Origin of the sequence: Methylocapsa acidiphila B2 (assembly GCF_000427445.1) — a bacterium.
GTDB lineage: Bacteria > Pseudomonadota > Alphaproteobacteria > Rhizobiales > Beijerinckiaceae > Methylocapsa > Methylocapsa acidiphila.
On the sequence record NZ_KE386496.1, the window covers coordinates 717,204 to 739,690 of the forward strand.

A 22,487-nucleotide genomic window follows, 5' to 3' on the forward strand; every position below is an offset into this window, starting at 1 on the left:
TCTATGCTCGCAAGGAGACGCCTATGGCCGCGCTCGAAAATGTTCTGGCCAAGATCGACGACAATCTCGATTCGGCCCTCGGACGGCTTTTCGAGCTGCTCGCGATCGAGTCCATTTCCACCGATCCGGCCTATGCCGGCGATTGCGCCGCTGCGGCGCAATGGCTTGTCGACGATTTGAAAGGGATCGGCTTCGAGGCGTCGCTACGGCCGACGCCCGGCCATCCGATGATCGTGGCGCAGGCCAAGGCGAAGCGCCCGGACGTGCCCCATGTGCTTTTCTACGGTCATTATGACGTCCAGCCGCCGGACCCGCTCGAGCTCTGGCAGACGCCGCCCTTCGAGCCGCGCATCGCCGATGCGGAGACGGGAAAGCAGATCGTGGCGCGCGGCGTCGCCGATGACAAAGGCCAGCTGATGACCTTTGTAGAAGCTTGTCGGGCCTTCAAGGAGACCGGCGAGCTGCCCTGCCACGTCACCATTCTCGTCGAGGGCGAGGAGGAGACCGGCTCGCCTTCGCTGCCGGGTTTTCTCGCCGCCAACAAAAAGGAGCTCGAGGCCGATCTCGCGCTCGTCTGCGACACCGGCATGTGGAATCGCGAGACGCCGGCGATCACGACCATGCTGCGCGGCCTCGTGCTCGAAGAGGTCGTTATCCAGGGGGCCGATCGCGACCTGCATTCTGGTATTTTCGGCGGCGCCGCGGTCAACCCGATCCATGTGCTCGCCCGCATCATTGCCGATCTCCACGACGCGCAGGGCAAAGTCGCCTTGCCGGGGTTCTATGACGGCGTTTTCGAGTTGCCGGAAGAGGTCGGCGCGCAATGGCGCGAATTGCACGCCCATGAGAGCGATTTTCTCGCGAGCGTCGGGCTTTCCGTTCCGGCTGGCGAGGAAGGCCGTAGCGTTCTGGAGATGGTCTGGTCGCGCCCGACCTGCGACGTCAATGGGATCATCGGCGGCTATACGGGCAAGGGCTCAAAGACGGTTCTCCCGGCGAAGGCCAGCGCCAAATTTTCGTTTCGGCTGGTCGGCGCCCAGGACCCCGAAAAAATCGCCGAGAGCTTTCGCGCCTTCGTTCGCAAGCGGCTGCCGGCGGATTGCCGCGTGGAGTTTATTTCACATGGCGCTTCGCGCGCTCTGCAGTTGCCGTTCAGCTCAGAGGCCCTTTCACGGGCGAGCCGGGCGCTCCTCGCCGAATGGGGAAAGGAGCCAGTTTTCGCCGGTTGCGGCGGCTCGATCCCGATCATCGGCGCGTTCAAGCAGGATCTTGGCATGGACAGCTTGATGATCGGCTTCAGCCTCGAGGACGACAGGGTTCATTCCCCCAACGAAAAATATGAGCTCTCCTCCTTTCATAAAGGCGCGAGAAGCTGGGCGCGGGTCTTGAACGCGCTGGCGGTGTGAGTGACGCATAGGCTCTCCGGCGTGCGGTCAAGATTGCTTGAACCCGACGCCATTCTCGCTCTGGCGTGTCGCATCGAGGCGCGCCGCCCGTTACAGGTTTGCAGCCATTCTAGCCAATGGCAGGACCTAAGAGGATGTGAGATGACAGCCAAAGTTTTCGCCCTGGGGATGGGCGTCTTTGTTATGCAGGCGTGGTTTCTCACCGCCGCCGCGGAAGACAACCTCGTCACAATCGTCACGCCCGCCGATGGCGCGACGCTCGAGGCCAAGCATTCCACCAAGCTTGAATATGAGGTGAAGCCCGTCGTGAAGGCGGACCATGTGCATCTTTATGTCGATAACGACGAGGCCGCCATGTCGCATACGCTGAAGGGCAAGTTCACTCTTGGACCGCTCAAGGCTGGAGAGCATAAGGTCTGCGTCCGGCCGGTGAGCAAGATGCATGCGCCGATCGGCGCGGAAAGCTGCATCAATGTGACGGTGAAATAGGGCGCATGGAGACGGAGAACGCATTCTACGCGGGCGTCCAGATCATCCATAATTTCGGCGCGGCGACCGTCGCCGCGGCGCCCGTCGCGGCCCTTTGGTTTCGCGACGCCCGGGCGGAGGAGCTTCGGCGGCTGGCTTTTCTGACCTTTTTCGCCTGGCTGATTCAGGCCGCGAGCGGGGTCGGCTTTGGGACCATAAGCTTTTTCATGGAAGGCGAGCTGCCTGAGATCCATCATCAGGCGCGCATCGCGCTCATCGTGAAGATTCTCTGCGCGGCTTCGGCTCTGATCCTTCTTTCCATTCATTTTATCAGGCGGACCGGCGCGCCGCCGGGTCCGGCGTCTTGGCGCGCCTTGGCCGGCTTTGGCTTCACCGCGCTCGCCGCCGCCGCCGTGCTGCGGTGGTTTTCCTGAAAGGCTTTGATCGGGGCCGTACGTTCGACGGGCTGAACCCGCTTTCTCTCGCGCGAGCTATTCTGTTTAGCGTCTCAGCTTGACGCCAAAGAGGCGCAGACCGCCGGCAAGCGCGACTCCATAGACGACGGTCCCCGCGAGGCCGAGGATGACGAGTCCAGATGCGTCGGCGAGGCGGCCAAGCCCAGCCGAAAGGCGCGCTGCCGGCAGGGCCGCGAGAAGCGCGAAGACGGCGAGCGCGGCGGAAGCAGATGTGACGGTCGTCGCCGTTTTCCACAACAACAGATCGAGTTTCATCGAGCCGCGCCGAAGGGCGAGCAGGACGAGCAGCACGAGATTGATCCAGGCGCCGACAGAGGTCGCGCTCGCCAGCGCTACGGCGCCGAGCGACGTATATTTGAAAAGGACGATCTTCAAGGCTACGTTGATCGCGACCGAAAACAGAGCGATCATCATCGGCGTCCTGGTGTCGCCTTGCGCCTGAAAACTCGCCACCGCCGAGCGCACGAGCACAAAGGCGACGAGGCCGAAGCCATAGGCGGTGAGCACCGCGGCCGAGGCGTCCGCCGCCTCCGCCGTGAAGGCGCCGCGCAGAAAGACCCCGCGCATGATGAAATCCGGGATCATGATGAAGGCGACGAAGAAAGGCGCGGCGAGGACCAGGGACAGCGCCATGGTCCGCGTTTGCGCCTGCAGCGCGGCGGCTGGCCTTCCCGCTGCGAAAAGCTTGCTCATCTCAGGCAGGAGCACCGTGCCGGCGGCGATGCCGATCACGCCGAGCGGCAGCTGATAAATGCGGTCGGCGTAATAGATCGAAGAGGGGCCGCCGGTCGGCAGCATGGAGCCGATGATCGTGTCGGCGAAAAGCGCGATCTGGGTTCCGGCCGAGCCGATGACCGCCGGGCCGAGTATGGTCAGGAAGCGTTTGACATGCGCCGTCAGAGCCGGAAAAGCGATGCGCTCGATTATGCCGGCGCGATACGCCGCGTAAGAGGTGAGCGCGAGTTGGAGAAGTCCCGAAAAGGTGAGGCCCCAGCTCGCCGCGGAGCCTGCGTTGGGAAAGAAAAACGCAATGGCGAGAAAAGCGATCATGGAAATATTCATCAACACCGGCGCGAAGGCGGCGGCGGCGAAATAGCCATGCGCGTTCAGCGTCCCTGACTGGAGCGTCACGAGCGTGACGAACAACAGATAGGGAAAGGTGATGCGCGTCATCGTCACGGTGAGCTGAAACTTCTCTGGATCGTCGCGAAAGCCGGGCGCGAGAAGATCAATAAAGGATGGGGTGAAGGCCCAGGCGAGCGCGAGCAACAGGATTTGCGAGGCGAGCAGGCCTGAAAAGATCTGGCCGGAAAAAATGCGCGCCCCTTCGAGCCCTTCGGATTGGCGAACCTGCGCATAGCTCGGGACATAGGCCGAATTGAACGCGCCTTCGCCGAAAATGGCGCGAAAATGATTAGGCAGGCGCTGCGCCACGACAAAGGCGTCGGCGATGAGGCCGGCGCCGAGGACAGCGCCGAGAACCATGTCGCGCAGAAAGCCCGAAAATCGGGAGAGAAGCGTGTAGCCGCCGACCGAGACGAAGTTCTTCAGCATCGGGCGCTCAGACCCAATCCGACGGCGGCAGCCGGTTGTCCTCGGGGAGAGGCGCGACGCCGATGCGCTCCTCGATGAGATAGAGAGGCCGCCGCTTCACCTCCGCGAAAATGCGTCCGACATATTCGCCGATGACGCCGAGCGACAGGAGCTGAATGCCGGCGAAAAAGGTGATCGACACGATCAAGGACGCGTAGCCGGGAACGTCGACGCCGAAAATAAGCGTGCGGGTCAGAAAAAACGTCGCCATGGCGAGCGCGAATATGGAGGTCGCGACTCCGATATAGCTCCAAACCTTGAGCGGCAGGGTCGTGAAGGACATGAGTCCGTCGAGCGCGAAATTGGTCAGCTTCAAATAGCTGAATTTGGAGGAGCCATGCGCGCGCGCCTCGACCTCGAAAGGCGCACCGATTGATTTGAAGCCGATCCAGGCATAGAGCCCTTTTGAGAAGCGTGCGTGCTCGCGCATGGCGCGCAGCGCGGCGACGGCCTGCGCGTCGAGAAGGCGAAAATCACCCGCGCCTTCCGGCAGGCTCGTTTCCCCGACCGAGCCGAACAGGCTATAGAATCGCTGGGTCAGGAGGCGACGCAAGGGGCTATCGGCGGCGCGGTCCGTGCGCTGGCCAAAGACGTTCTTATAGCCTTGGCGCCAAAGCGCGACGAAGGATTCGATCGCCTCGGGCGGATGTTGCAGATCGGCGTCCATAATGACGGTGGCCGCGCCCCGCGCATGGTCGAGCCCGGCGGCGATCGCGACCTCCTTGCCGAAGTTTCGGCTGAGCGAGAGGGCGCGGATGCGAGGGTCGCGCGCATGGGCCGCGCGCACGATCTCCAAGGTGTCGTCGGTCGATCCATCGTCGACGAAAATCACTTCGAAGGAGGCCGCGCAGCGCTGCAGCACGGGCGCGAGCCTTTCCAGCAAGGGCCCGATATTCTCGGATTCATTATGGACGGGCGCGACCACGGAAAGCTCCGCATCCGTCGCTCCGGGGTCGGATCTCGTCATCGAGGCGTCCTCATGCGAAAGAGCGATTCAGGCGAGCAGATAAAGAGAAGTCGAAGGCGAAGAACTGCCGCGCGCCTCGGCGAAAAGCCGATCAAATTTTTCAAGGGCATGCTTTAGGGCGGGATGCGAAAAAGTGGAATTTGAATTTTTCGCGCAAGATCCGGCTCTCTGTTGGAGAATCGTACATGTTTCAGGCTTTCGGATATTTCCATCCAAACGCATCGTGATCTAGTCTGCGCCACCGAATTGGGCAAGACGAGGGCGCGGACGAGGCCATGGTCCTGCAACCTCGCCGGAAGGATTTCATTGGTTCATGCGCCCGGCCGAAGCCTCTTTTTCCATCAATCTCTGCGCCGATGATTTCGCTTTGTCGCCGGGCGTGAGCCGCGGCATTCTCGAAGCGATCGCCGCCGGGCGCCTCAGCGCGACGAGCGTCATGACGACGAGGCCCGCTTGGCCAGAGGGCGCTCGCGCGCTGAAGCCGTTCAAAGGCGAGGTCGACATCGGGCTGCATCTCAATTTGACGCTCGGCGCGCCGCTTAGCCTTATGCCGAAATTCGCGCCTTCAGGCGGGCTGCCGGGCATTGGGGCCGTGCTCCGCGGAGCGCGCAAATCCGAGCTGCCGGAGGCCGAGATCAGGCAAGAAATCTCGCGCCAGATCGACGCCTTTCAGGAGCATTTCGGGGCCGCGCCCGATTTCGTCGACGGACATCAGCATGTCCAGGTTCTGCCGCAGATTCGCGGTTGGCTTCTCGACGCCCTGGAGGAGAAAGGTCACGCTGGCAAGCTCTGGCTGCGCGACAGTGGTGATGACCCGCTCTCCATCCTGCGGCGGGGCGTCGAGCTGAAGAAGGCGCTAGCGCTCGCATGGCTGTCGAAGGGCTTCGCCCGAGAGGCCCGCGCGCGCGGCTTTTCGGTCAATTCCGGCTTTTCCGGCTTCTCGAGCTTCGACGCGGGGCGCGACTATGCCGCCGATTTCGTCGCCTATCTGCGCGCGCCGGGACGCCGCCATCTCATCATGTGTCATCCCGGATATAGCGACGAGGAGCTGGTTCGGCTCGATCCCGTGACGGTCACGCGCGAGCGTGAACTCGCTTTTCTCCTGTCGCCTGCCTTCTCCAGCCTGCTCGCAGCCAGAGGGGCGAAGCTTGCGTCCTTCGGCGTGATCGAGGGAAACAGGCTTTGATGCGCCAGAGAGCAAGATTCCGCGCGACTCCGAAGGATGGCGTCGCCTGGGTGACCGGGGCGAGCGCCGGCATCGGCCGCGCCGTCGCGATCGAGCTTGCCCGTCGCGGCTATAGGGTCGCCGTCACGGCGCGTCGCGAGAGCGAGCTCGCGGCATTGGCGGCGGAATATAAAAACATCTTCGGCTTTCCCGGCGATATAGGCGAGCGCGCCCCTATGGCGGCTTTGGTCCATGAGATCGAGGCGGCGCATGGGCCGATCGCGCTCGCCTTCCTGAACGCGGGGGTTTATTTTCCGGCCGAAGCAGAAAGCTTTACCGCAGCGCTGGCCTGGCGGACGTTCGAGGTCAATGTCGGCGGGACGCTTAATTGCCTCGATCCTTTGCTTGCCGCGATGGAGCGGCGCGGCAGGGGCCAGATCGCGATCAACGCCTCACTCGCGGGCTATGGCGGAATACCGGGATCGGCCGCCTATGGCGCGGCCAAGGCGGCTCTGATCGCCATGGCAGAGGCCTTGAAGCTTACCCACGACTCTACAGGCGTTTCGTTTCAAATCGTGAATCCCGGCTTTGTCCGCACGGATATGACGGCCTACGCCACGCATTTCCACATGCCCTTCCTGATGGAGGCGGAGCAGGCGGCGCGAATCATCTGCGACGGCTTCGAGCGGACCGGTTTTGAGATCGCTTTTCCACGCCGGCTCGCCTATGCGTTCAAGGCCGCGCGGCTCTTGCCTTATGCGCTGTTTTTCCCGCTGATGGCGCGCGCGACGCGGCGGGCGCGGCCGCGGCGTCGCGTGAATTGAAGCGACGCGGTCGATCCAAGCAAGAATCGCGGGTCGCTTTCGACAGGTTCATCTCATGAGGGGCAGGCGATGATTCCCATCTCGACGGCTGATGCGATGGAGAAGCAAGTCGATCAATTGCAGAATGTCGTCAATGCGATGCTTCTCGCGGCCAGCGCTATTTTTCTGGCCGCCGCAGCCGCCGAAAGGAACGTCTCTTTTCTGGGCCTCAAAATGGAGACGGGCCAGGCGTTCAGCGAAGTGGCTTTGGTGTTCTTCGTCGCCATGCTCCTGGTGGGACAGCTGTTCGCACGCATCGCCGCCCTCGTGAGATTGGCCGACGCTCAGGAGGCGCCCAAGGTCCTGGCGGCGCTCTTCAATCATCGATGGTTCTTCAACCCGTTTTCATATTTCGGCGAGGATCTCTTCGCCATGTTGCATGATTCCTTGGGAATGGGATTGTTGACTTTCGTTTGGTGGCTGGGGCTGATCGCGATCGCGGAGCTTTGGAGTCACATGTCGCGTGAAGCGGACATGTGGGAACGCGGCCTTTGGTATGGTTATCTCGCTGCCGGTTTCGTCGCGCTCGCCAGCGTGCGCTATGTGCAGCGCGCCATTCGCGTAAAACTGGCTGATTTGGCGCGTGAATCCGACGACGCCGATCTACAGCGGCTTCGGAGGAGCTTCGATCGCGGCTTTATCGTCAAATATGCCATCGCATTTATGTTTTCGATTTTTGGCGCCGTTATCTATCATCAACTCGTTCATCATAATCTGTGAGTCCGTCATCCGTTCGCTTGTCTTCTCGTGCGCGGCCCGATTGCGCGGCGACAGGCAATTCATCTCTTGATCCGCGCGAAAGCTTCGAGCGCGCGCGTTCGCGCGGAGGCGTGGTCGACGATCGGCCGAGGGTAGGTTTCGCCGAGTTTGAGGCGCGCGGCGCTCAACACATGTGCGGGAGCCTCCCAGGGTCGGTGAATCCATTTCTCGGGGAGACGCGCGAGCTCGGGCACATGGCGGCGGACATAGGCGCCTGTCGAATCGAATTTCTCGCCCTGGAGCACCGGATTGAACACGCGAAAGAATGGGGCCGCATCGAATCCCGATCCCGCCGCCCATTGCCAATTCATGGGATTATTCGCGGGATCTGCGTCGCAGAGCGTATCCCAGAACCAGGCTTCGCCGACGCGCCAATCGCAAAGCAAATGTTTCACCAGGAAGGAGGCGGCGACCATCCGAGCCCTGTTGTGCATGAAGCCGCTCGTCCAAAGCTCGCGCATTGCGGCGTCGACGAGCGGGTAGCCGGTTTGTCCCATGCGCCAGGCGTCGAGCTCGGCTCGCGGCGGATCGCGCCAGGGGAGGGAATCGAACCGGCCTTGTAGATTTTTTGTCGCGACATCGGGGCGATGATAGAGTACGTGATAATTGAACTCGCGCCAGGCGAGCTCGGCGCGAAACTTGTCTGCGCCGCGCTCCGCCTCGGGTTGTTGCGCCTGCTGTCGCCGGACGCCATGAAATATCTGTCTTGGAGAGATTTCACCGAAGCGCAAATGCGGCGAGAGCCGCGAGGTCGCTCCCCGTCCGAGTTCGTCGCGGGCTGCGCCATAGGTCGCGAGTCCTTGGGCGAGAAAGCCTGAAAGGCGCTTTTGCGCGCCGCTTTCGCCTGGGGTCCAGGCCCTGCGAAATCCTTCGGCCCAATCCGGGCCTTGGGGGAGAAGCCCGAGGGCGGCGAGGCTCGCCCTCGCAGGACCGCCTCCTGGATAGAGCGCGGTGGAGAGAGCGCTTGGCGGGTCCAAAGGCTCGCCGGGATCGGGCAGGGCCGAGGCGGCGCGCCAAAAGGGCGTATAGACTCGATAGTAGGCCCCCGACTTTGTCGCAACCGCCTCCGGCTCACGCAGAAGCTGGCCGCCGAAGCTCTCGACCCGCGCGCCTGCGCTTGTCGCCGCGACTTCGATCCGGCGATCGAGAGCGATTTCCGCGCCGCCATAGCGACGCGTTATAAAAAGGGCGCTTGCGCCCGCCTCCGTGATAAGTTGCGGAACGAGTTTTTCGGCGTCGCCGCGCAGAAGGTCGAGCCGGCCGCCTATTTTTGCGAGGCCGTCGCTGAGCGCGGCCAGCGCGTGATGTAGCCACCAGCGCGACGCCGCGCCCAAAGGGCGCATGCCCCCGCCATCCTCGAAAACATAAATGCAGAAAACGGGCGCGCGGGTCTCGCAGGCGGCGCGCAAGGCGGCGTTGTCGGCGAGCCGCAGATCGTCGCGAAACCAAATGATCGCTGGAGCGGGGTCGCGCGCCTTCGCCATTTCAGGCTTATGTGGGCGAGAGAGCGGGTTGCGCCCGGGACGGCGATCGCCTAATCGAGCATTTTAGGGCGCAAGGATGCGGCGAATGGCCGAGGCTGATCTCCATAAGGACATTATCCGGCGTCACGACAAGGTCTTGATCGTCGATTTCGGCTCTCAGGTGACGCAATTGATCGCCCGCCGCGTCCGCGAGGCCGGCGTCTATTGCGAGATCGCGCCCTTTCAAGCGGCGGAGGCCGCTTTCGCTAGCCTTTCCCCCAAGGCGGTGATTCTGTCGGGCGGTCCCGCCTCCGTGCATGACGAAGGCGCGCCGCGCGCGCCCGACGCCGTGCTGAAGGCGGGCGTCCCGGTGCTCGGCATCTGCTATGGCGAGCAGGCGATGGCGGCGCAACTCGGCGGCAAGGTCTCGGCCTCGCATCATCGCGAATTCGGCCGCGCCGAAGTCGAGGTTCTGGCGCAAAGCGCGCTGTTCGACGGCGTCTGGCAAAAGGGTGGCCGCTATCCCGTCTGGATGAGCCATGGTGACGCCGTGACGGCTTTGCCGCCAGGCTTCGCTCGCATCGCGACCTCGCCCAGCGCGCCGATGGCGGCCATAGCCGACGAGGCGCGGCGGCTTTATGGCGTGCAATTTCATCTCGAGGTCGCCCATACGCCGGACGGCGCCAAGCTCCTCTCCAATTTCGTGCACAAGGTCGCGGGGCTCCAGTCCGACTGGACCATGCGGGCTTTCCGACAGGAGGCTATCGCGGCGATCCGGGCGCAGGTCGGCGCGGGCCGGGTCATTTGCGGCCTTTCGGGCGGGGTCGATTCGGCGGTCGCCGCCGTCCTGATCCATGAGGCGATCGGCGATCGGCTGACCTGCGTCTTCGTCGACCATGGGCTTTTGCGCCAGGGCGAGGCTGAGGAGGTCGTTGGTCTTTTTCGCGGCCATTACAATATTCCGCTCGTTCACGTCGAAGCGCAGGATCTGTTCCTCAACGCCCTGATCGGCATCCGGGATCCAGAAGAGAAGCGTAAGACGATCGGGCGGTTGTTCGTCGCCGCCTTCGAGGCCGAGGCCAAGAAGATCGCGGCCGACGGGCGCGGCGCGCCGGAATTTCTCGGCCAAGGCACGCTCTACCCTGATGTGATCGAAAGCGTCTCCTTCAGTGGCGGGCCGTCGGTCACAATCAAGTCGCATCACAATGTCGGCGGCCTGCCCGAGCGCATGAATATGAAGCTCGTCGAACCTTTACGCGAATTATTCAAGGACGAGGTGCGCGCGCTTGGCCGCGAGCTAGGCCTGCCCGAGGCCTTCGTCGGCCGCCATCCGTTTCCGGGGCCGGGCCTCGCGATCCGTTGTCCCGGCGGGATCACGCCGGAAAAGCTCGAGATTTTGCGAAAGGCCGACGCCATCTATCTCGACGAGATCCGCAAGGCCGGGCTCTATGACGAGATCTGGCAGGCCTTCGCCGTGCTTCTGCCGGTGCAAACCGTGGGCGTCATGGGCGACGGGCGGACTTACGAATTCGTCTGCGCCTTGCGCGCCGTGACCTCGACCGACGGGATGACGGCGGATTTCTATCCGTTCGACATGGGCTTTCTCGGCCGCGCGGCGACCCGCATTATCAACGAGGTGAAGGGCGTCAACCGCGTCGTCTATGACGTGACGAGCAAGCCGCCGGGGACGATCGAGTGGGAGTGATCTAAGGTCGTTTCAGACCATCTCGCTCCGTGCCAGAAATCGCACGATCTCTTTGACTGACAAGGATTATTTTTCCCACCCCGTATCGCTGCATGTCACCCTAACCCGGCCACTTTGTTGGTAGCGATGTTGGTATGGCGCAGGATGGTCGAGAAACGGGCTCGCGCTACCAACAACCCCTCTTGTTGGTATCCGTTCGCCCCCGGGCCGGATGCGGATTTATGGGCGATCTCACTGATAAAGAACTGAAAAATCTGAAGCCGAGGGCCAAGCTCTACAAGGTGACGGACCGCGACGGGATGCACGCGGCCGTCACGCCAACCGGGGTCATATCGTTCCGGTACCAGTACCGAGTGAACGGGCGGCAGGAGGTGTTGACCATCGGCCGGTATAGCGCCGAGGTGGCGCGCAAGCTGACACGGGCGCCTGACGCGCTGGAATACGGAATGGACGTGTCGCTTGCTGAGGCCCGGACGCTGTTGGCGCGTGCCCGGCGTCAGGTCGAGCGGGGCGAGTCGCCGTCGAAAGCGAAAGTGGAGAAGCGCACCGCATCAGCCGAGGCGTTGTCGTTCGGCGGATGGGCGGAAGCCTACTTCAAGCACAAAGCCGACCCTAAGTCGGGGGCCGAGAAACTGGCTGACAGCACCCTGGCGATGCGCCGATCGGTCTATGATCGCGCCATTGCCGGAGAGTTGTCGAAGCTCAAGCTGGGGGAGGTGACGCCGCAACGCCTCAAACGTCTGTGCGACGAGGTTAAGGAGAAGCGCGGGCCAGCCGTCGCCGTGCATGTCCGCGAGGTCGTATTGCTGGTATTCCGCCATGCCCAGGGAAGCGGGCTGGACGTGAGCAACCCGGCCGAGTCGATCCGCACCAGTGCCATCGCCACCTTCGAGCCGCGCGAGCGCGCCCTGTCGCCATCCGAGGTTCGCGCGGTCCTGGCGGCTTTGGATCATGTGACGGCGGCGCCCACGCTGCGCTCAGCGGTGAAGTTTGTCCTGCTGACCGGCGTTCGTAAGTCGGAGTTCATCGACGCCACATGGAAGGAAATCGACTTCGCCGTCGCGCGCTGGACGATCCCGGCCGAGCGCATGAAGGCCGGCAAGGCGCATGTCATCCCACTGAGCGATCAGGCGCTCGACATTCTGACGGCGTTCCGCACCATGTTCGGCGCCAGCCGATACCTGCACCCCGGTCGGTACGATGGCGATACGCCCATAAGCAACGCCACTCTCAACCGCGTGATCGATACGGTTGTGGAGCGTATCCGCGAGGATGACCCGGACTTTCAAAGCTTCGGCGTTCACGACCTGCGCCGCACGTTTTCGACCGGCCTGAACCGCGCCAAGTTCGATGATCGCTGGATCGAGATGAGCTTGGCTCACGCGCCTCGGAACCGGATCGCGGCTGTCTACAACGTGAACCGCTACCTCGCCGAGCGGAAGATCATGCTTCAGTGCTGGGCTGACATACTCGACGCTTGGGTAAAGGGGGAATCCGCAAAAGACCTGATCGCCGACGCGAAGCAGCGTGCCGCCGAGGTCCACGACGACGAACTGGACGACGATCTCTGAACTACGTGCGGCTCGCGTCTATTCTGTCATCCTCCTTCCGACCATTTGTCGGTTCATTGGTGGCTCGCCAGCCAGCGGGATCGGCAATCCAGCGGTCGATGTCGGATTCCCGCCAGCCCGCACCATTGACGCTGATCCTCACCTGGGCGGGGAACGTGCCCTCGGCGATCTTGCGGTAGATGGTGGAACGGGACAGACCGGCGCGGGCGAGAACGGTTTTCATGCGGACGATACGGTCTGCTACGAGCATGGTTGCGCTGCCTCCTGCTGGGTGTTTCTGACGATTGCAGAGACCAGACAGAGCGATGATTTGTTGTTGTGCAATAGACATTTAGAGGTCGTAGTAGTGTGGCGTAGAGGCGGCGGAAAATAGGATAGTTCTACAGTCCGATACCCCGGCCTCTGCCGAGGTCGATGCCGTGGCTGAACGCGAGTTCCCGACCAAGGCTGCGGCCCGAGTCGATTCCGATACCAAGGTCTCGCTTGCGGCCTTCGAGGATGGATTCAAGTTGGGGATCGCGTTCGAGGCTCTTCGCCATGTCGCCCATCGCCGACCGCGTGGACTTGTAACCGGACATGTCGCCCGCTTGGTACTGATGCCGGCTAGCGCGGTCGAGGCTCCGCCAACGCTCCACGAAGCGATCCGCACGAATCTGCGGATCGGTGCGCAGCTCGGTTTCGAGCTGGAGGGCGCGCACGGTGCGATTGACCTGGCCCGTGGCCGCTTCCGAGGCAAGCTCCGGGCTCTTCTTGTAGGCGGCTTCGGCGTCGTGCGGGCCGTAGGGCCGCACCTCCTCGAAGGCTTTGCGGGCGTCCTGCAATTCTGTCACCTGCTCCGGGCTGGCCCTGCCGCCCCGCTCCTGCGCCTCGAAGATCGCATCCACGGCGCGGGCATGGCGGACGAGCGCCCTGGTTCGGGCGCGGCGCAAAGCCTCCTCCGGGTCTGCCGCCTTCTCCCTTTCCGGCGCCGCCCGTTCCGGCTCCTGCCCGCCATCGGCGGGCAGGCGCAGGCCGTCGAACATGCCGCGCACCTTCTCGGGAACCTGCTTGACGATCTCGACCACCCGCTCCACCCGCTCGCGGAAGGTGATGCCGCGCCGCTCGGCGTAGCTCTGTGCCGGCTCGTAATCCGACGCCATGTCCTTGGCGCGGTCGCGCGACAGGGTGCGGACAAGCCTGTTCTCGTCAGCGAAGTCATCGCGGCCATAGTGCAGGTCCATGCCATCGCGGTGGCGCGACAGGGCGACATAGCTGCCGTGGGCGTCCAGGCCCGGCGTTGCCAGGACATGGGTGCGGTCCACTGTCATGCCCTGCGCCTTGTGGATGGTCGCGGCATAGCCGTGGTCGATGCGGTCGTAATCCTTAAGGTCAAACGAGATGCTGCGCCCGTCGTCGGTGCGCACGGACATGAATCGTTCGCTGACCTGCTCGACGGTCCCGAGCGTGCCGTTCTTCACGTCAAGGCCGCGCTCGTTTTGCAGGAACATGACGCGATCCCCGCTGGCGAAGCTGCGCGCGCCGCGTTCGACCGTCAGGCGCACGTCATCGCCCAAATCGCCGGCTTCCCGCATCCGCCCACGCGCCACCTCGTTTAGCGCGCGCACCTCGTCGTTGGTGTGGGTGAGGATGATGCGGCTCTTGTCGGGCGACGCCTGCCGCTCGCGGTCCCAGCGGTCGATCAGATCGTCGCGCGCCTGTTTCCGTGTCGGGGCGGCATGGACCATGCCGTGACTGTCATAGGCATGGATCGCGCCGCCGGTGCGGCCGGTCGCCAGATCGCGTGTGGCGTCGCGCTGCCAGTCCTCCCGCTGGCGGCGCACCTCGCCGATCTCCGCGCCGCCGTGGCGTTCGTGAATGGAGCGGAACGCCGCGCCCGCCTCGATGGATTGCAACTGCTGCGGATCGCCGACCAGCACGACCTTGGCGCCGGCCTCGGCGGCATGGGACAGCACGCGCTCCAACTGGCGCGTGCCGACCATGCCCGCCTCGTCGATGACAAGCACATCGCGGGAAGTGAGCACGTCGCGGCCCTGTCCCCAACCGTGTTCCATGCTGGCGATGGTGCGCGACGCGATGCCCGATCCGCTTTCCAGATTCTCGGCCGCGATGCCGGACAGCGCCACGCCCCGGACCTCGTAGCCCGCCGCTTCCCAGGCTTCGCGCGCCACGCCCAGCATCGCGCTCTTTCCCGTCCCGGCATAGCCGACGACGACGCCGAGATCGCGCCCGTCCGTGACATGCGTAAGCGCCTCGGCCTGCTCCCCCGAAAGCACAAGGCCGCGCGCTTCTGCGCGCGCCAGCGCCGCTTCGCGATCCGCATCACGCACGCCATGGCGTTCCGTCTCGGCCATGAGTTCGGCGGCGCGGTGCAGGCGCTGCTCGGCCTCGATCATCTCGCGGGTGGTGAAGCGGTCCGCGCCGCGTCCGTCCGCGCCGAGTTCGACCAGCTCGGGCGCGCTCCGCATCGCGCCCATGACTGCGTTGAACTGCTCGATTCCGTCGCTGTGCCGGTGCGCGAACATCGCCATGTCGCGCCGCGTGAAGGTCGATTGCTGGTGGGTGATCGCGTCGAACGCCACCGAAGGATCGGCGATGATCCGTGCGCCGTTGTTGCGCGCGATCTCGCGGTGCATGTCTGCGCGGTCGGCGGCCTCGATCCCTTCGCCCTCGATCCGCTGCGCGGTTGCGCCCATCTGGCTTTGTGGCTCCAGCGCGATGCCCTGCGCCTCCAGGCTGCGATGGTCGATGCGCGCGTCGATGTCGAGTTCGGCCAGCCGCTCGTTGGCCAGCTCCGCCCAGCGTTCGCGCCAACGCTCGACCATCTCGGTGCGGTTCCAGTCCCGCACCTTTTGGCCGAAGCCGTTTTCGTCCACGGATCGCATGGTCAGCATGACATGGGCGTGGGGCTTGGGCGTCCCGTCCTCGGCCATGTCCCAATGCACATTGAGGTCGGCGATCATGCCCTGATCGACAAACTCCGCCTGCACGAAATCGCGGGCGAGTTCGATGCCCTGTGCTTGCGTCATCTCGCGCGGAAGGGCAAACTCGACCTCGCGGGCGAGCTGTGCGTCCTTCCTGACCTCGAACGCCTCGACATCGTTCCAGAGCCGTTCGCGGTCGCTCCATTGTTCGGGCGCATCCTCCGGCAGCATGACCTCGGAGTGGACGACGCCGCGCTTGTTGGAGAAGTCGTGGCTGCGCTCAAGCCGATCGTCGCGCAGCCGAGAGGCCGAGCGGTAGGCGGCGGAGGCCACCGCGCTGGAGCCGGCCTTGCGGCCGATGACCTTGACGTGAAGATGATAGATCGCCATCGCGATCCGAACATCACCACGGCGAAGCGCACGTCGGAACGACGTATAAGCGCGCCCTCGAAACTAATTTCTCGGGACTGCTCGCGCCGTTTCAGCCCGTCCCGGCAACCTTACAGCATTGCGGCAGGCGCTCAACTATCATCGCTCCATCGACAGCTTATGGAGGATATGATGCGCAAGCCACGGGACTTCGACGCGGAACTGAGGTCGCTCGAAGACAAGGCGCGAGACCTGAAAGCCCGCAAGGTGCAGCAGCTTGGCGAACTAGTCATCTCGACCGGCGCCGACGCCCTCAGCGCCGACGAACTGGCTGGCGCGCTGATCGTGCTGGCCGAAACCAAAGATGCCGGAAAGAGGGAGGCATGGGCGAAACGCGGGGCCGCATTCTTTCAGGGCCGGTCGCGGCGACCTGCATCGGCGCCTGACCGCGACACGGGCGGCGCTGCGACGCAACCGGGCGGCGCGCCATCGGCATCAGGCGGCGCAGGCGCGTCATGACATGCGCACCTGGCAGGTCGAGAGTCGCAAGCGCACGCGGCATCTGATCGAGCTGGGTGGCCTCGTCGTCAAAGCCAGGATCGTGGACCTGACCGGCGATGATCGCGCCATGATCTACGGCGCGCTGCTTTGGATGGCCGACAAGCTCCAGAGCGACGAAGGGGAACACGCACGAAGCCTTTGGGCCGCGAAGGGGAAGCAGGCATTCGACGATGGCTAGACTCCAAACCGTTCCCGCATTTCCTTGGCCTTTGCCCATTCGTCGCCCGGTATCCGGTCGATCAGTTCCTTCATCACCTTGACGAAAGTGGCTTTGAGCGTCTCGTCGGTCAGCGCTTTGGCGCGATCCGTCGAAAGCAGCGGGCGCATGTCGGTGAAGAAGGTCGGATTGGCGAGTTTTTGGAACATGCGCTGCTGCGCTTCGGCCCTGGAAATCGCTATCTCCGCCTTCTCGATGTAGAGCCGGAAACATTCGACGATCCGGGCTGTGTTCAGCCCCTCGAACACGGTGAGCGCGTGATCGAGGTCGAACAGATCGCGGCCCTTGTTGCGCTGAAGCAAAGCACGCAGCTTGGTCGCCAGCATTTCCTCCCGCGAGAAAGTCGGGATTGCGGCCTCACCGGTGAACCACGGGTTTTCGGCGCCGAACGGAATCTCGATGGGGGGATCGTAGGCTTCGCGCTCGCGCGTGTTGATTTCGACCTTGAGGTTGATGCGCGCATCGGCGGGCTCGCCTTCCGCATTGACGCGAAAGCGGAGTTTGGGAGCGACGGGGCTTGGATCGGACTTTGCCTTGCCAAGCCACGGTTCCAGCACGGCGCGAATACCGTCGAGGACCGGACCAATCGGGCCGGCGCTCGCCCGCACGAGGTCGATGTCCTCGGAATAGCGCAGCGGCGCGGGGAAATGCAGCTTGTTGAGCGCCGTGCCGCCACGGAAGCGCAGTTCGCCGCGCAGGAACGGATCGGAGAAGATGGCGACAAGCGCGCGGCTGATGATGAGGTCTTGCTCGACTTGCCGCTGGCTTGCCCACGGCGCGACACGGTTCCAAGCGGTGATGTAATCCTGCGGGATCATTCGTCGATCTCCGGTGGTCGGCGAACGATCACGCGCCAGCGTTCATCGCGTTCGGATGGCGGCGGCGACAAATCGGGATCACCTGCCTGTTTGGGATCGAGTTCGACCCACGGCAGCGGCCCGCGCGCCGACAACGCCGCGAACATCGCTTCGGCTATCTGCGGGTGCCCCAACCTTCCGAGAAGGTGCCCAAGGCGCTGCGCGACCGCCTTCTCAAAAGCGCCCGACAGGGAGGCGAGCTTTTCCGGTTGCAGCCGTTCGGCAAGCTCGGAAAGCACCGTCGCGATGTTGTCCAGACCCGCGCCGGAATGCGGATAGCGCACCAGGTCGAGCGCCGTCAGTTCCGGCGAGGACAGCTTCATATAGCCCGATTGCGTCTTGCGGTCCTCGATCCCCGCCGACACCGCCGCCATGTCCTTGCGGTAGGAAAAGACGATCCGCGTCCGTCCTGCCTCAATTTCGGGCAGGAGTTTGTCCGTCACGACCTGAAACTCCATGACAGCCTGATGGGAAGCCCCGTGGGCCGCCGCCGCCGTCAGCAGCCCCACATAGTAGGGCCGCTTTTCATGGCGCATCAGGGCGTCGATGTACCACTCGGGCGGCGGCGCTCCCGTCGTGGAATGCTGGGGCGGCACGACCACATAGAAGCCGCGCCGGGGCCGGATGAGCTGGCCGCGCCGCTGCAATCGCTCGGCGGCGTCGAGGAATGCGCCCCGACTGATGCCGATTTCCTTCTGCGCTTCATCCGCAGAAAAGACTCCCCGGCCCGCAGCAAGCAGGCCGGAAGCGTAGGAGGAGAGGGCTGATCGTTCGACTCGAACCATATCTCATTATCCGCTCTTAACGCGGAATTCTCAATATGACTCTATGATCGGATCATCCTTAAAAATCCGCTTTCAGGGCCTGTTTTTCAATATGATGCTGCGGCGGCTCCGGTCCCCGCCACCGCTGCCCACCGCAAGGATGGACGATCACCATTATCTTCCCTGATTTTCTCCGATCTTCTATATACTTCTCCAACCACGTGTCACGGCAGGCGCATGACCGACGAAATCCTGACGATCCGGGAGGTGGCGGAACTTCTCAAGATCAATGAGAAGACCGCCTACAAGCTCGCCTCGGCAGGCAAGATTCCTGGCTTCAAGGTCGGTGGATCGTGGCGATTCCAGCGGCAGGAAATCGCAAACTGGATAAAGCGTAAGGTTGAGGAACAGCAGGGGGGCAGCGGGGGCGCATGACGAACGAAGCCGACACGTGCCGAAAATTCGTCGTGCCCAAGCTGCAATCCGCCGGTTGGGATAGCGACCCTCATTCCATCGCCGAGCAGCGCACCATCACGGATGGCCGCGTCATTCCCGTGGGCAAGGGTTTTGTCCGCAAGCCGCCCAAGCGGGTTGATTACCTGCTGCGCTTTACGCGGGATTTTCCGCTCGCCGTGGTCGAGGCGAAGGCCAGCTACAAATCAGCGACCGATGCCGTGCAACAGGCCCGCGACTATGCGGAAATCCTCGACCTCAAATACGCTTACGCCACCAACGGCGCCGAAATCATCGAGATCGACTATTTCAAGGGGACGGAAACGCGCGTTGCCGACTTCCCCACACCTGATGACCTTTGGCGGCGCTATCAGGCGGGCAGCGGAATCGACACGCCCGAGCGCGTGGAGCACCTGATCGCTCCCTACAACACGGTCGGCGACAAGCCGCCGAGATACTACCAGCAGATCGCCATCAACCGGGCGGTCGAAGCCATCCTTGCCGGAAAGAAGCGCCTGCTTCTCACCATGGCGACGGGAACGGGCAAGACCATCGTGGCCTTCCAGATTTGCTGGAAGCTCTGGTCGAGCCGCTGGAACACGACCGGAGAGCATCGCAAGCCGCGCATCCTGTTCCTTGCGGATCGCAACATCCTCATTGACGACCCGAAGGACAAGACCTTCACTCCCTTCGGGGACGCGCGCCACAAGATCGAATCCGGCGAGATCGTCAAAAGCCGGGAAATGTATTTCGCCATCTACCAGGCGCTGGCCGAGGACGAGCGCCGCGCCGGGCTTTTCCGCGATTATCCGCCGGACTTCTTCGACCTCATCATCGTCGATGAATGCCACCGGGGAAGCGCGCGGGACGACAGTTCGTGGCGCGTCATCCTTGAGCATTTCAAGCCCGCGTACCAGCTTGGCATGACGGCCACGCCACTGCGCGAGGACAACCGCGACACCTATCTCTATTTCGGCAACTCGATTTACGAATACAGCCTGCGCCAGGGCATCGACGACGGTTTTCTCGCGCCCTACCGGGTGCATCGCGTCGTCACCCAATGGGACGCCGCCGGATGGCGGCCCAGCAAGGACGAGGTGGATCGTTTTGGCCGCACGATCCCTGACGATGAATACCAGACCAAGGATTTTGAACGGGCCATCGCCTTGCGCGCCCGCACGGAAGCCATCGCCCGCCACCTTACCGACTTCCTCAAAAAGACCGACCGCTTCGCCAAGACCATCGTGTTCTGCGTCGATCAGGAGCACGCCTCGGAAATGCGGCAGGCGCTGGTCAACCTCAATGCCGACCTTGTAGCGCAGTATCCCGACTATGTGGCGCGCGTCACCGCCGACGAAGGCGCAATCGGGCGCGGTCATCTGTCCAAGTTCCAGGACCTCGAAACCAAAACGCCGGTCATCCTCACATCGTCGCAGCTTCTTACGACCGGCGTTGATGCGCCGACCTGCAAGAACGTCGTTCTGGCGCGCGTCGTCGGGTCCATGAGCGAGTTCAAGCAGATCATCGGGCGCGGGACGCGCCTGCGCGACGATTACGGCAAGCTGTGGTTCAACATCCTGGACTACACCGGGTCGGCCACCCGCATGTTCGCCGACCCGGACTTCGACGGCGATCCGGCCCGGATCACGGAAGAAGAAGTGAACGATGCCGGGGAAACCACCGCGACGACGGAGATCGTCCCCGAAGGGCAGGAACCGGAGCCTGCCCCACCCGAGGAAGGCGAACCCGGCGTGATCGAACCGCCGACCGGCGAGCCGCGCAAATTCTATTTCGACGGCGGCCAGGTCGAAGTCGTGGCCCACCTGGTCCACGAGCTTGATCCGAACGGCAAGCAGCTTCGCGTCGTCAAATACACTGACTACGCCGCGGAAAGCGTCCGGTCGCTTGCGCCGACCTCCGCCGAGCTTCGCAAGCGTTGGGCGGACGCAGACCAGCGCAGCGAGATCATCGCCGCGCTGGCCGAGCGCGGCATCGACTTTGACGTGTTGGCCGAACAGACGGGTCAGGCCGACGCCGACCCCTTCGACCTGCTTTGCCATCTGGCCTTCAACGCACCGCTTCGCACCCGGCGCGAGCGGGCGCAGCGCCTCAAGGCCGAGCGCAAGGACTATTTCGAGAAGTTCTCCCCCGAGGCGCGTCAGGTGCTGGACGAGCTTCTGGAAAAATATGCGGAACACGGCGATGCGCAGTTTGTCCTGCCCGACGTGCTCAAGGTTCCGCCCATCTCAACCCACGGCCAGCCCGCCGAAATCATCAAGCTGTTCGGTGGCCCCGACGAGCTTCGCCGGGCCGTAACCGACCTGCAAGGACTGCTCTATGGCACGAACTAAAGGGAAGAACGGCGCAGACGCCGCGCCGATGACGACCTCCCAGATGCTCGGGAGCCTGCTCAAGTCCGCGCGCGACATCATGCGCAAGGACAAGGGGCTGAACGGCGACCTCGACCGTCTGCCGCTTCTCACCTGGATCATGTTCCTGAAATTCCTCGACGACCTTGAGCGGCAGCGCGAGGAGGAAACCGCGCTATCGGGCAAGAAGTTCAAGGCGGCCATCGAGGCCCCGTATCGCTGGCGCGATTGGGCCGCCGATCCGCAGGGTGTCACGGGCGATGAATTGCTTTCCTTCATTAATTCCGAGGAAGCCGTGCGTGCCGACGGTAAGAAAGGCCCCGGCCTGTTCGCTTACCTGCGCTCGCTCTCAAGCTCCAATGGCGACAATCGCCGCGACGTGATCGCCACCGTGTTCAGGGGTGTCGATAACCGCATGAAAAGCGGTTATCTGCTCCGCGACATCATCAACAAGGTTGGCGGGATTCACTTCACGTCATCGAACGAGCTTCACACCCTCGGCGCGCTCTATGAATCCATGCTCCGCGAAATGCGCGACGCGGCGGGCGATTCCGGCGAGTTCTACACGCCGCGCGCCGTCGTTCGCTTCATGGTGGAAGTCACCGACCCGCGCCTTGGCGAGACCGTCCTCGACCCGGCCAGCGGCACGGGCGGGTTTCTGGTGGAAGCGTACAACCACCTTGAAAAACAGGTGAAGACAGTCGCAGACCGCAAGCGCCTTCAGCACGAAACCATCGCCGGCTGCGAACCCAAATCCCTGCCTTATCTGCTCTGCCAGATGAACCTTCTGCTGCATGGGCTGGACGCGCCACAGATCGACCCCGGCAATGCCCTTCGCTTCAAACTCTCCGAGATTGGCGAGAAAGAGCGCGTGGATGTAATCCTCACCAACCCGCCTTTCGGCGGCGAGGAAGAAAAAGGCATTCAGGGTAACTTCCCAAACGACCGCCAGACTTCCGAGACGGCACTTCTTTTCCTTCAGCTAATCATGCGCAAGCTCAAGCGCCAGCCGACGCCTGCGGGGAGGCCCGCCCGCGCCGCTGTGGTCGTGCCGAACGGGACGCTTTTTGGTGATGGCGTCTGCGCGCGTATCAAGGAAGAGCTAATCAAGGAGTTCAACCTTCATAGCATCGTGCGGCTGCCGAATGGCGTGTTCTCTCCCTACACACCTATCCCAACCAACATCCTGTTCTTCGACCGTTCCGGGCCAACGAAAGAGGTGTGGTATTATGAGCAGCCGTTGCCCGAAGGACGCAAGAATTACACCAAAACCCAACCCATGCAGTTTGACGACTTCAAAGACTGCATGGCTTGGTGGAGCAAGCGTGAGGAGAACGATCAGGCCTGGAAGGTGTCGGCCCAAGAGCTGCTCGCAACCAACTGTAACCTCGACCGGAAGAACCCGCGCGGGATGGTGGATTTAGAACATCTACCCCCGGATCAGCTTGCCGATGAGATTCTGACGAAGGAGCTGCGCATCGCCGAGCTAATGCGGGAGATCAAAGGCTACCTGGGTGCGCCGAAATGAAAGGGAGCGCCC

The 22,487-nt window shown here is 63.2% G+C and carries 20 protein-coding genes; 13 read left to right on the top strand and 7 right to left on the bottom strand.

All coding sequences use genetic code 11. The annotated features are described in order from the left end of the window. Positions 1-23: 23 nt before the first annotated feature. The 3 genes from METAC_RS0104885 (at position 24) to METAC_RS0104895 (ending at position 2,308) form a co-directional block, all read left to right on the top strand. Positions 24-1,406 (top strand): M20/M25/M40 family metallo-hydrolase, encoded by a 1,383-nt coding sequence (locus METAC_RS0104885; protein WP_026606154.1) that lies wholly within the window; start codon positions 24-26, stop codon positions 1,404-1,406. A 141-nt stretch (positions 1,407-1,547) separates the two neighbouring features. Beyond that, positions 1,548-1,895, top strand: a complete 348-nt coding sequence (locus METAC_RS0104890) for a hypothetical protein (protein WP_026606155.1) — start codon at positions 1,548-1,550, stop codon at positions 1,893-1,895. A 5-nt stretch (positions 1,896-1,900) separates the two neighbouring features. Beyond that, positions 1,901-2,308 carry a hypothetical protein gene (locus METAC_RS0104895; protein ID WP_026606156.1) on the top strand — a complete coding sequence of 136 codons (408 nt, stop codon included), beginning with the start codon at positions 1,901-1,903 and terminating at the stop codon, positions 2,306-2,308. Positions 2,309-2,374: 66 nt separating this feature from the next. On the opposite strand, the gene murJ is transcribed toward METAC_RS0104895, so the two are convergent. Beyond that, on the bottom strand, positions 2,375-3,904 hold the full coding sequence (murJ, locus tag METAC_RS0104900) for a murein biosynthesis integral membrane protein MurJ (RefSeq protein ID WP_026606157.1): 1,530 nt from the start codon (positions 3,902-3,904) through the stop codon (positions 2,375-2,377). Between the two features lie 7 nt (positions 3,905-3,911). After that, positions 3,912-4,910, bottom strand: a complete 999-nt coding sequence (locus METAC_RS0104905) for a glycosyltransferase family 2 protein (RefSeq protein ID WP_026606158.1) — start codon at positions 4,908-4,910, stop codon at positions 3,912-3,914. A 313-nt stretch (positions 4,911-5,223) separates the two neighbouring features. Here METAC_RS0104905 and METAC_RS0104915 point away from each other — a divergent pair, with 313 nt between their 5' ends. From METAC_RS0104915 to METAC_RS0104925, 3 genes are all read left to right on the top strand, one after another. Further along, positions 5,224-6,096 (top strand): ChbG/HpnK family deacetylase, encoded by an 873-nt coding sequence (locus tag METAC_RS0104915; RefSeq protein WP_026606160.1) that lies wholly within the window; start codon positions 5,224-5,226, stop codon positions 6,094-6,096. Next, positions 6,096-6,899 (top strand): SDR family NAD(P)-dependent oxidoreductase, encoded by an 804-nt coding sequence (locus METAC_RS0104920; RefSeq protein ID WP_026606161.1) that lies wholly within the window; start codon positions 6,096-6,098, stop codon positions 6,897-6,899. Before METAC_RS0104915 ends, METAC_RS0104920 begins: the two co-directional genes overlap by 1 nt. A 69-nt stretch (positions 6,900-6,968) precedes the next feature. Continuing rightward, complete coding sequence (locus tag METAC_RS0104925) at positions 6,969-7,658, top strand: hypothetical protein (protein ID WP_026606162.1); 690 nt, start codon at positions 6,969-6,971, stop codon at positions 7,656-7,658. A 59-nt stretch (positions 7,659-7,717) separates the two neighbouring features. On the opposite strand, the gene METAC_RS0104930 is transcribed toward METAC_RS0104925, so the two are convergent. After that, positions 7,718-9,181 (bottom strand): cryptochrome/photolyase family protein, encoded by a 1,464-nt coding sequence (locus METAC_RS0104930; protein ID WP_026606163.1) that lies wholly within the window; start codon positions 9,179-9,181, stop codon positions 7,718-7,720. Between the two features lie 85 nt (positions 9,182-9,266). Here METAC_RS0104930 and guaA point away from each other — a divergent pair, with 85 nt between their 5' ends. After that, a complete protein-coding gene (gene guaA, locus METAC_RS0104935; RefSeq protein ID WP_036255302.1) occupies positions 9,267-10,865 on the top strand; it encodes a glutamine-hydrolyzing GMP synthase in 1,599 nt (532 codons plus the stop codon). 221 nt (positions 10,866-11,086) lie between these two features. Next, positions 11,087-12,436, top strand: a complete 1,350-nt coding sequence (locus METAC_RS0104940; protein WP_026606165.1) for a tyrosine-type recombinase/integrase — start codon at positions 11,087-11,089, stop codon at positions 12,434-12,436. A gap of 1 nt (position 12,437) precedes the next feature. Here METAC_RS0104940 and METAC_RS0104945 read toward each other — a convergent pair whose 3' ends face one another. Continuing rightward, the gene (locus tag METAC_RS0104945; RefSeq protein WP_026606166.1) at positions 12,438-12,686 is read right to left on the bottom strand and encodes a helix-turn-helix transcriptional regulator; all 249 of its coding nucleotides are present in this window, start codon (positions 12,684-12,686) and stop codon (positions 12,438-12,440) included. A 130-nt stretch (positions 12,687-12,816) separates the two neighbouring features. Continuing rightward, the gene (gene traA / locus METAC_RS0104950) at positions 12,817-15,747 is read right to left on the bottom strand and encodes a Ti-type conjugative transfer relaxase TraA (RefSeq protein ID WP_026606167.1); all 2,931 of its coding nucleotides are present in this window, start codon (positions 15,745-15,747) and stop codon (positions 12,817-12,819) included. Between the two features lie 171 nt (positions 15,748-15,918). Between traA and METAC_RS0104955 the strand changes: the two genes are divergently transcribed. After that, on the top strand, positions 15,919-16,245 hold the full coding sequence (locus METAC_RS0104955) for a conjugal transfer protein TraD (protein ID WP_026606168.1): 327 nt from the start codon (positions 15,919-15,921) through the stop codon (positions 16,243-16,245). Position 16,246: 1 nt separating this feature from the next. Next, positions 16,247-16,465, top strand: a complete 219-nt coding sequence (locus METAC_RS0104960) for a conjugal transfer protein TraD (RefSeq protein WP_026606169.1) — start codon at positions 16,247-16,249, stop codon at positions 16,463-16,465. Here METAC_RS0104960 and METAC_RS0104965 read toward each other — a convergent pair. Both METAC_RS0104965 and METAC_RS0104970 read right to left on the bottom strand, forming a co-directional pair. Beyond that, positions 16,462-17,322, bottom strand: a complete 861-nt coding sequence (locus METAC_RS0104965) for a nucleotidyl transferase AbiEii/AbiGii toxin family protein (RefSeq protein ID WP_026606170.1) — start codon at positions 17,320-17,322, stop codon at positions 16,462-16,464. The genes METAC_RS0104960 and METAC_RS0104965 overlap by 4 nt on opposite strands. Then, complete coding sequence (locus METAC_RS0104970; RefSeq protein ID WP_026606171.1) at positions 17,319-18,146, bottom strand: type IV toxin-antitoxin system AbiEi family antitoxin domain-containing protein; 828 nt, start codon at positions 18,144-18,146, stop codon at positions 17,319-17,321. Before METAC_RS0104970 ends, METAC_RS0104965 begins: the two co-directional genes overlap by 4 nt. Positions 18,147-18,362: 216 nt before the next feature. On the opposite strand from METAC_RS0104970, the gene METAC_RS0104975 reads away from it, so the two are divergent. From METAC_RS0104975 to METAC_RS0104985, 3 genes are read left to right on the top strand one after another with little or no spacing between them, the layout of a single operon-like run. Beyond that, positions 18,363-18,560: a helix-turn-helix domain-containing protein gene (locus METAC_RS0104975; protein WP_026606172.1), complete on the top strand. Its 198-nt coding sequence runs from the start codon at positions 18,363-18,365 to the stop codon at positions 18,558-18,560. Next, positions 18,557-20,929 (top strand): EcoAI/FtnUII family type I restriction enzme subunit R, encoded by a 2,373-nt coding sequence (hsdR, locus tag METAC_RS0104980; protein WP_026606173.1) that lies wholly within the window; start codon positions 18,557-18,559, stop codon positions 20,927-20,929. The genes METAC_RS0104975 and hsdR overlap by 4 nt, the downstream gene beginning before the upstream one ends. After that, positions 20,916-22,475, top strand: a complete 1,560-nt coding sequence (locus METAC_RS0104985; RefSeq protein ID WP_026606174.1) for a type I restriction-modification system subunit M — start codon at positions 20,916-20,918, stop codon at positions 22,473-22,475. Before hsdR ends, METAC_RS0104985 begins: the two co-directional genes overlap by 14 nt. Positions 22,476-22,487 lie beyond the last annotated feature (12 nt).

What these genes read in the sequence shown, in the direction of transcription:
- METAC_RS0104885 (WP_026606154.1), top strand. Translation starts at nt 24, where the DNA reads ATGGCCGCGCTCGAAAATGTTCTGGCCAAGATCGACGACAATCTCGAT.
- METAC_RS0104890 (WP_026606155.1), top strand. Translation starts at nt 1,548, where the DNA reads ATGACAGCCAAAGTTTTCGCCCTGGGGATGGGCGTCTTTGTTATGCAG.
- METAC_RS0104895 (WP_026606156.1), top strand. Translation starts at nt 1,901, where the DNA reads ATGGAGACGGAGAACGCATTCTACGCGGGCGTCCAGATCATCCATAAT.
- murJ (WP_026606157.1), bottom strand. Translation starts at nt 3,904, where the DNA reads ATGCTGAAGAACTTCGTCTCGGTCGGCGGCTACACGCTTCTCTCCCGA.
- METAC_RS0104905 (WP_026606158.1), bottom strand. Translation starts at nt 4,910, where the DNA reads ATGACGAGATCCGACCCCGGAGCGACGGATGCGGAGCTTTCCGTGGTC.
- METAC_RS0104915 (WP_026606160.1), top strand. Translation starts at nt 5,224, where the DNA reads ATGCGCCCGGCCGAAGCCTCTTTTTCCATCAATCTCTGCGCCGATGAT.
- METAC_RS0104920 (WP_026606161.1), top strand. Translation starts at nt 6,096, where the DNA reads ATGCGCCAGAGAGCAAGATTCCGCGCGACTCCGAAGGATGGCGTCGCC.
- METAC_RS0104925 (WP_026606162.1), top strand. Translation starts at nt 6,969, where the DNA reads ATGATTCCCATCTCGACGGCTGATGCGATGGAGAAGCAAGTCGATCAA.
- METAC_RS0104930 (WP_026606163.1), bottom strand. Translation starts at nt 9,181, where the DNA reads ATGGCGAAGGCGCGCGACCCCGCTCCAGCGATCATTTGGTTTCGCGAC.
- guaA (WP_036255302.1), top strand. Translation starts at nt 9,267, where the DNA reads ATGGCCGAGGCTGATCTCCATAAGGACATTATCCGGCGTCACGACAAG.
- METAC_RS0104940 (WP_026606165.1), top strand. Translation starts at nt 11,087, where the DNA reads ATGGGCGATCTCACTGATAAAGAACTGAAAAATCTGAAGCCGAGGGCC.
- METAC_RS0104945 (WP_026606166.1), bottom strand. Translation starts at nt 12,686, where the DNA reads ATGCTCGTAGCAGACCGTATCGTCCGCATGAAAACCGTTCTCGCCCGC.
- traA (WP_026606167.1), bottom strand. Translation starts at nt 15,747, where the DNA reads ATGGCGATCTATCATCTTCACGTCAAGGTCATCGGCCGCAAGGCCGGC.
- METAC_RS0104955 (WP_026606168.1), top strand. Translation starts at nt 15,919, where the DNA reads ATGCGCAAGCCACGGGACTTCGACGCGGAACTGAGGTCGCTCGAAGAC.
- METAC_RS0104960 (WP_026606169.1), top strand. Translation starts at nt 16,247, where the DNA reads ATGCGCACCTGGCAGGTCGAGAGTCGCAAGCGCACGCGGCATCTGATC.
- METAC_RS0104965 (WP_026606170.1), bottom strand. Translation starts at nt 17,322, where the DNA reads ATGATCCCGCAGGATTACATCACCGCTTGGAACCGTGTCGCGCCGTGG.
- METAC_RS0104970 (WP_026606171.1), bottom strand. Translation starts at nt 18,146, where the DNA reads ATGGTTCGAGTCGAACGATCAGCCCTCTCCTCCTACGCTTCCGGCCTG.
- METAC_RS0104975 (WP_026606172.1), top strand. Translation starts at nt 18,363, where the DNA reads ATGACCGACGAAATCCTGACGATCCGGGAGGTGGCGGAACTTCTCAAG.
- hsdR (WP_026606173.1), top strand. Translation starts at nt 18,557, where the DNA reads ATGACGAACGAAGCCGACACGTGCCGAAAATTCGTCGTGCCCAAGCTG.
- METAC_RS0104985 (WP_026606174.1), top strand. Translation starts at nt 20,916, where the DNA reads ATGGCACGAACTAAAGGGAAGAACGGCGCAGACGCCGCGCCGATGACG.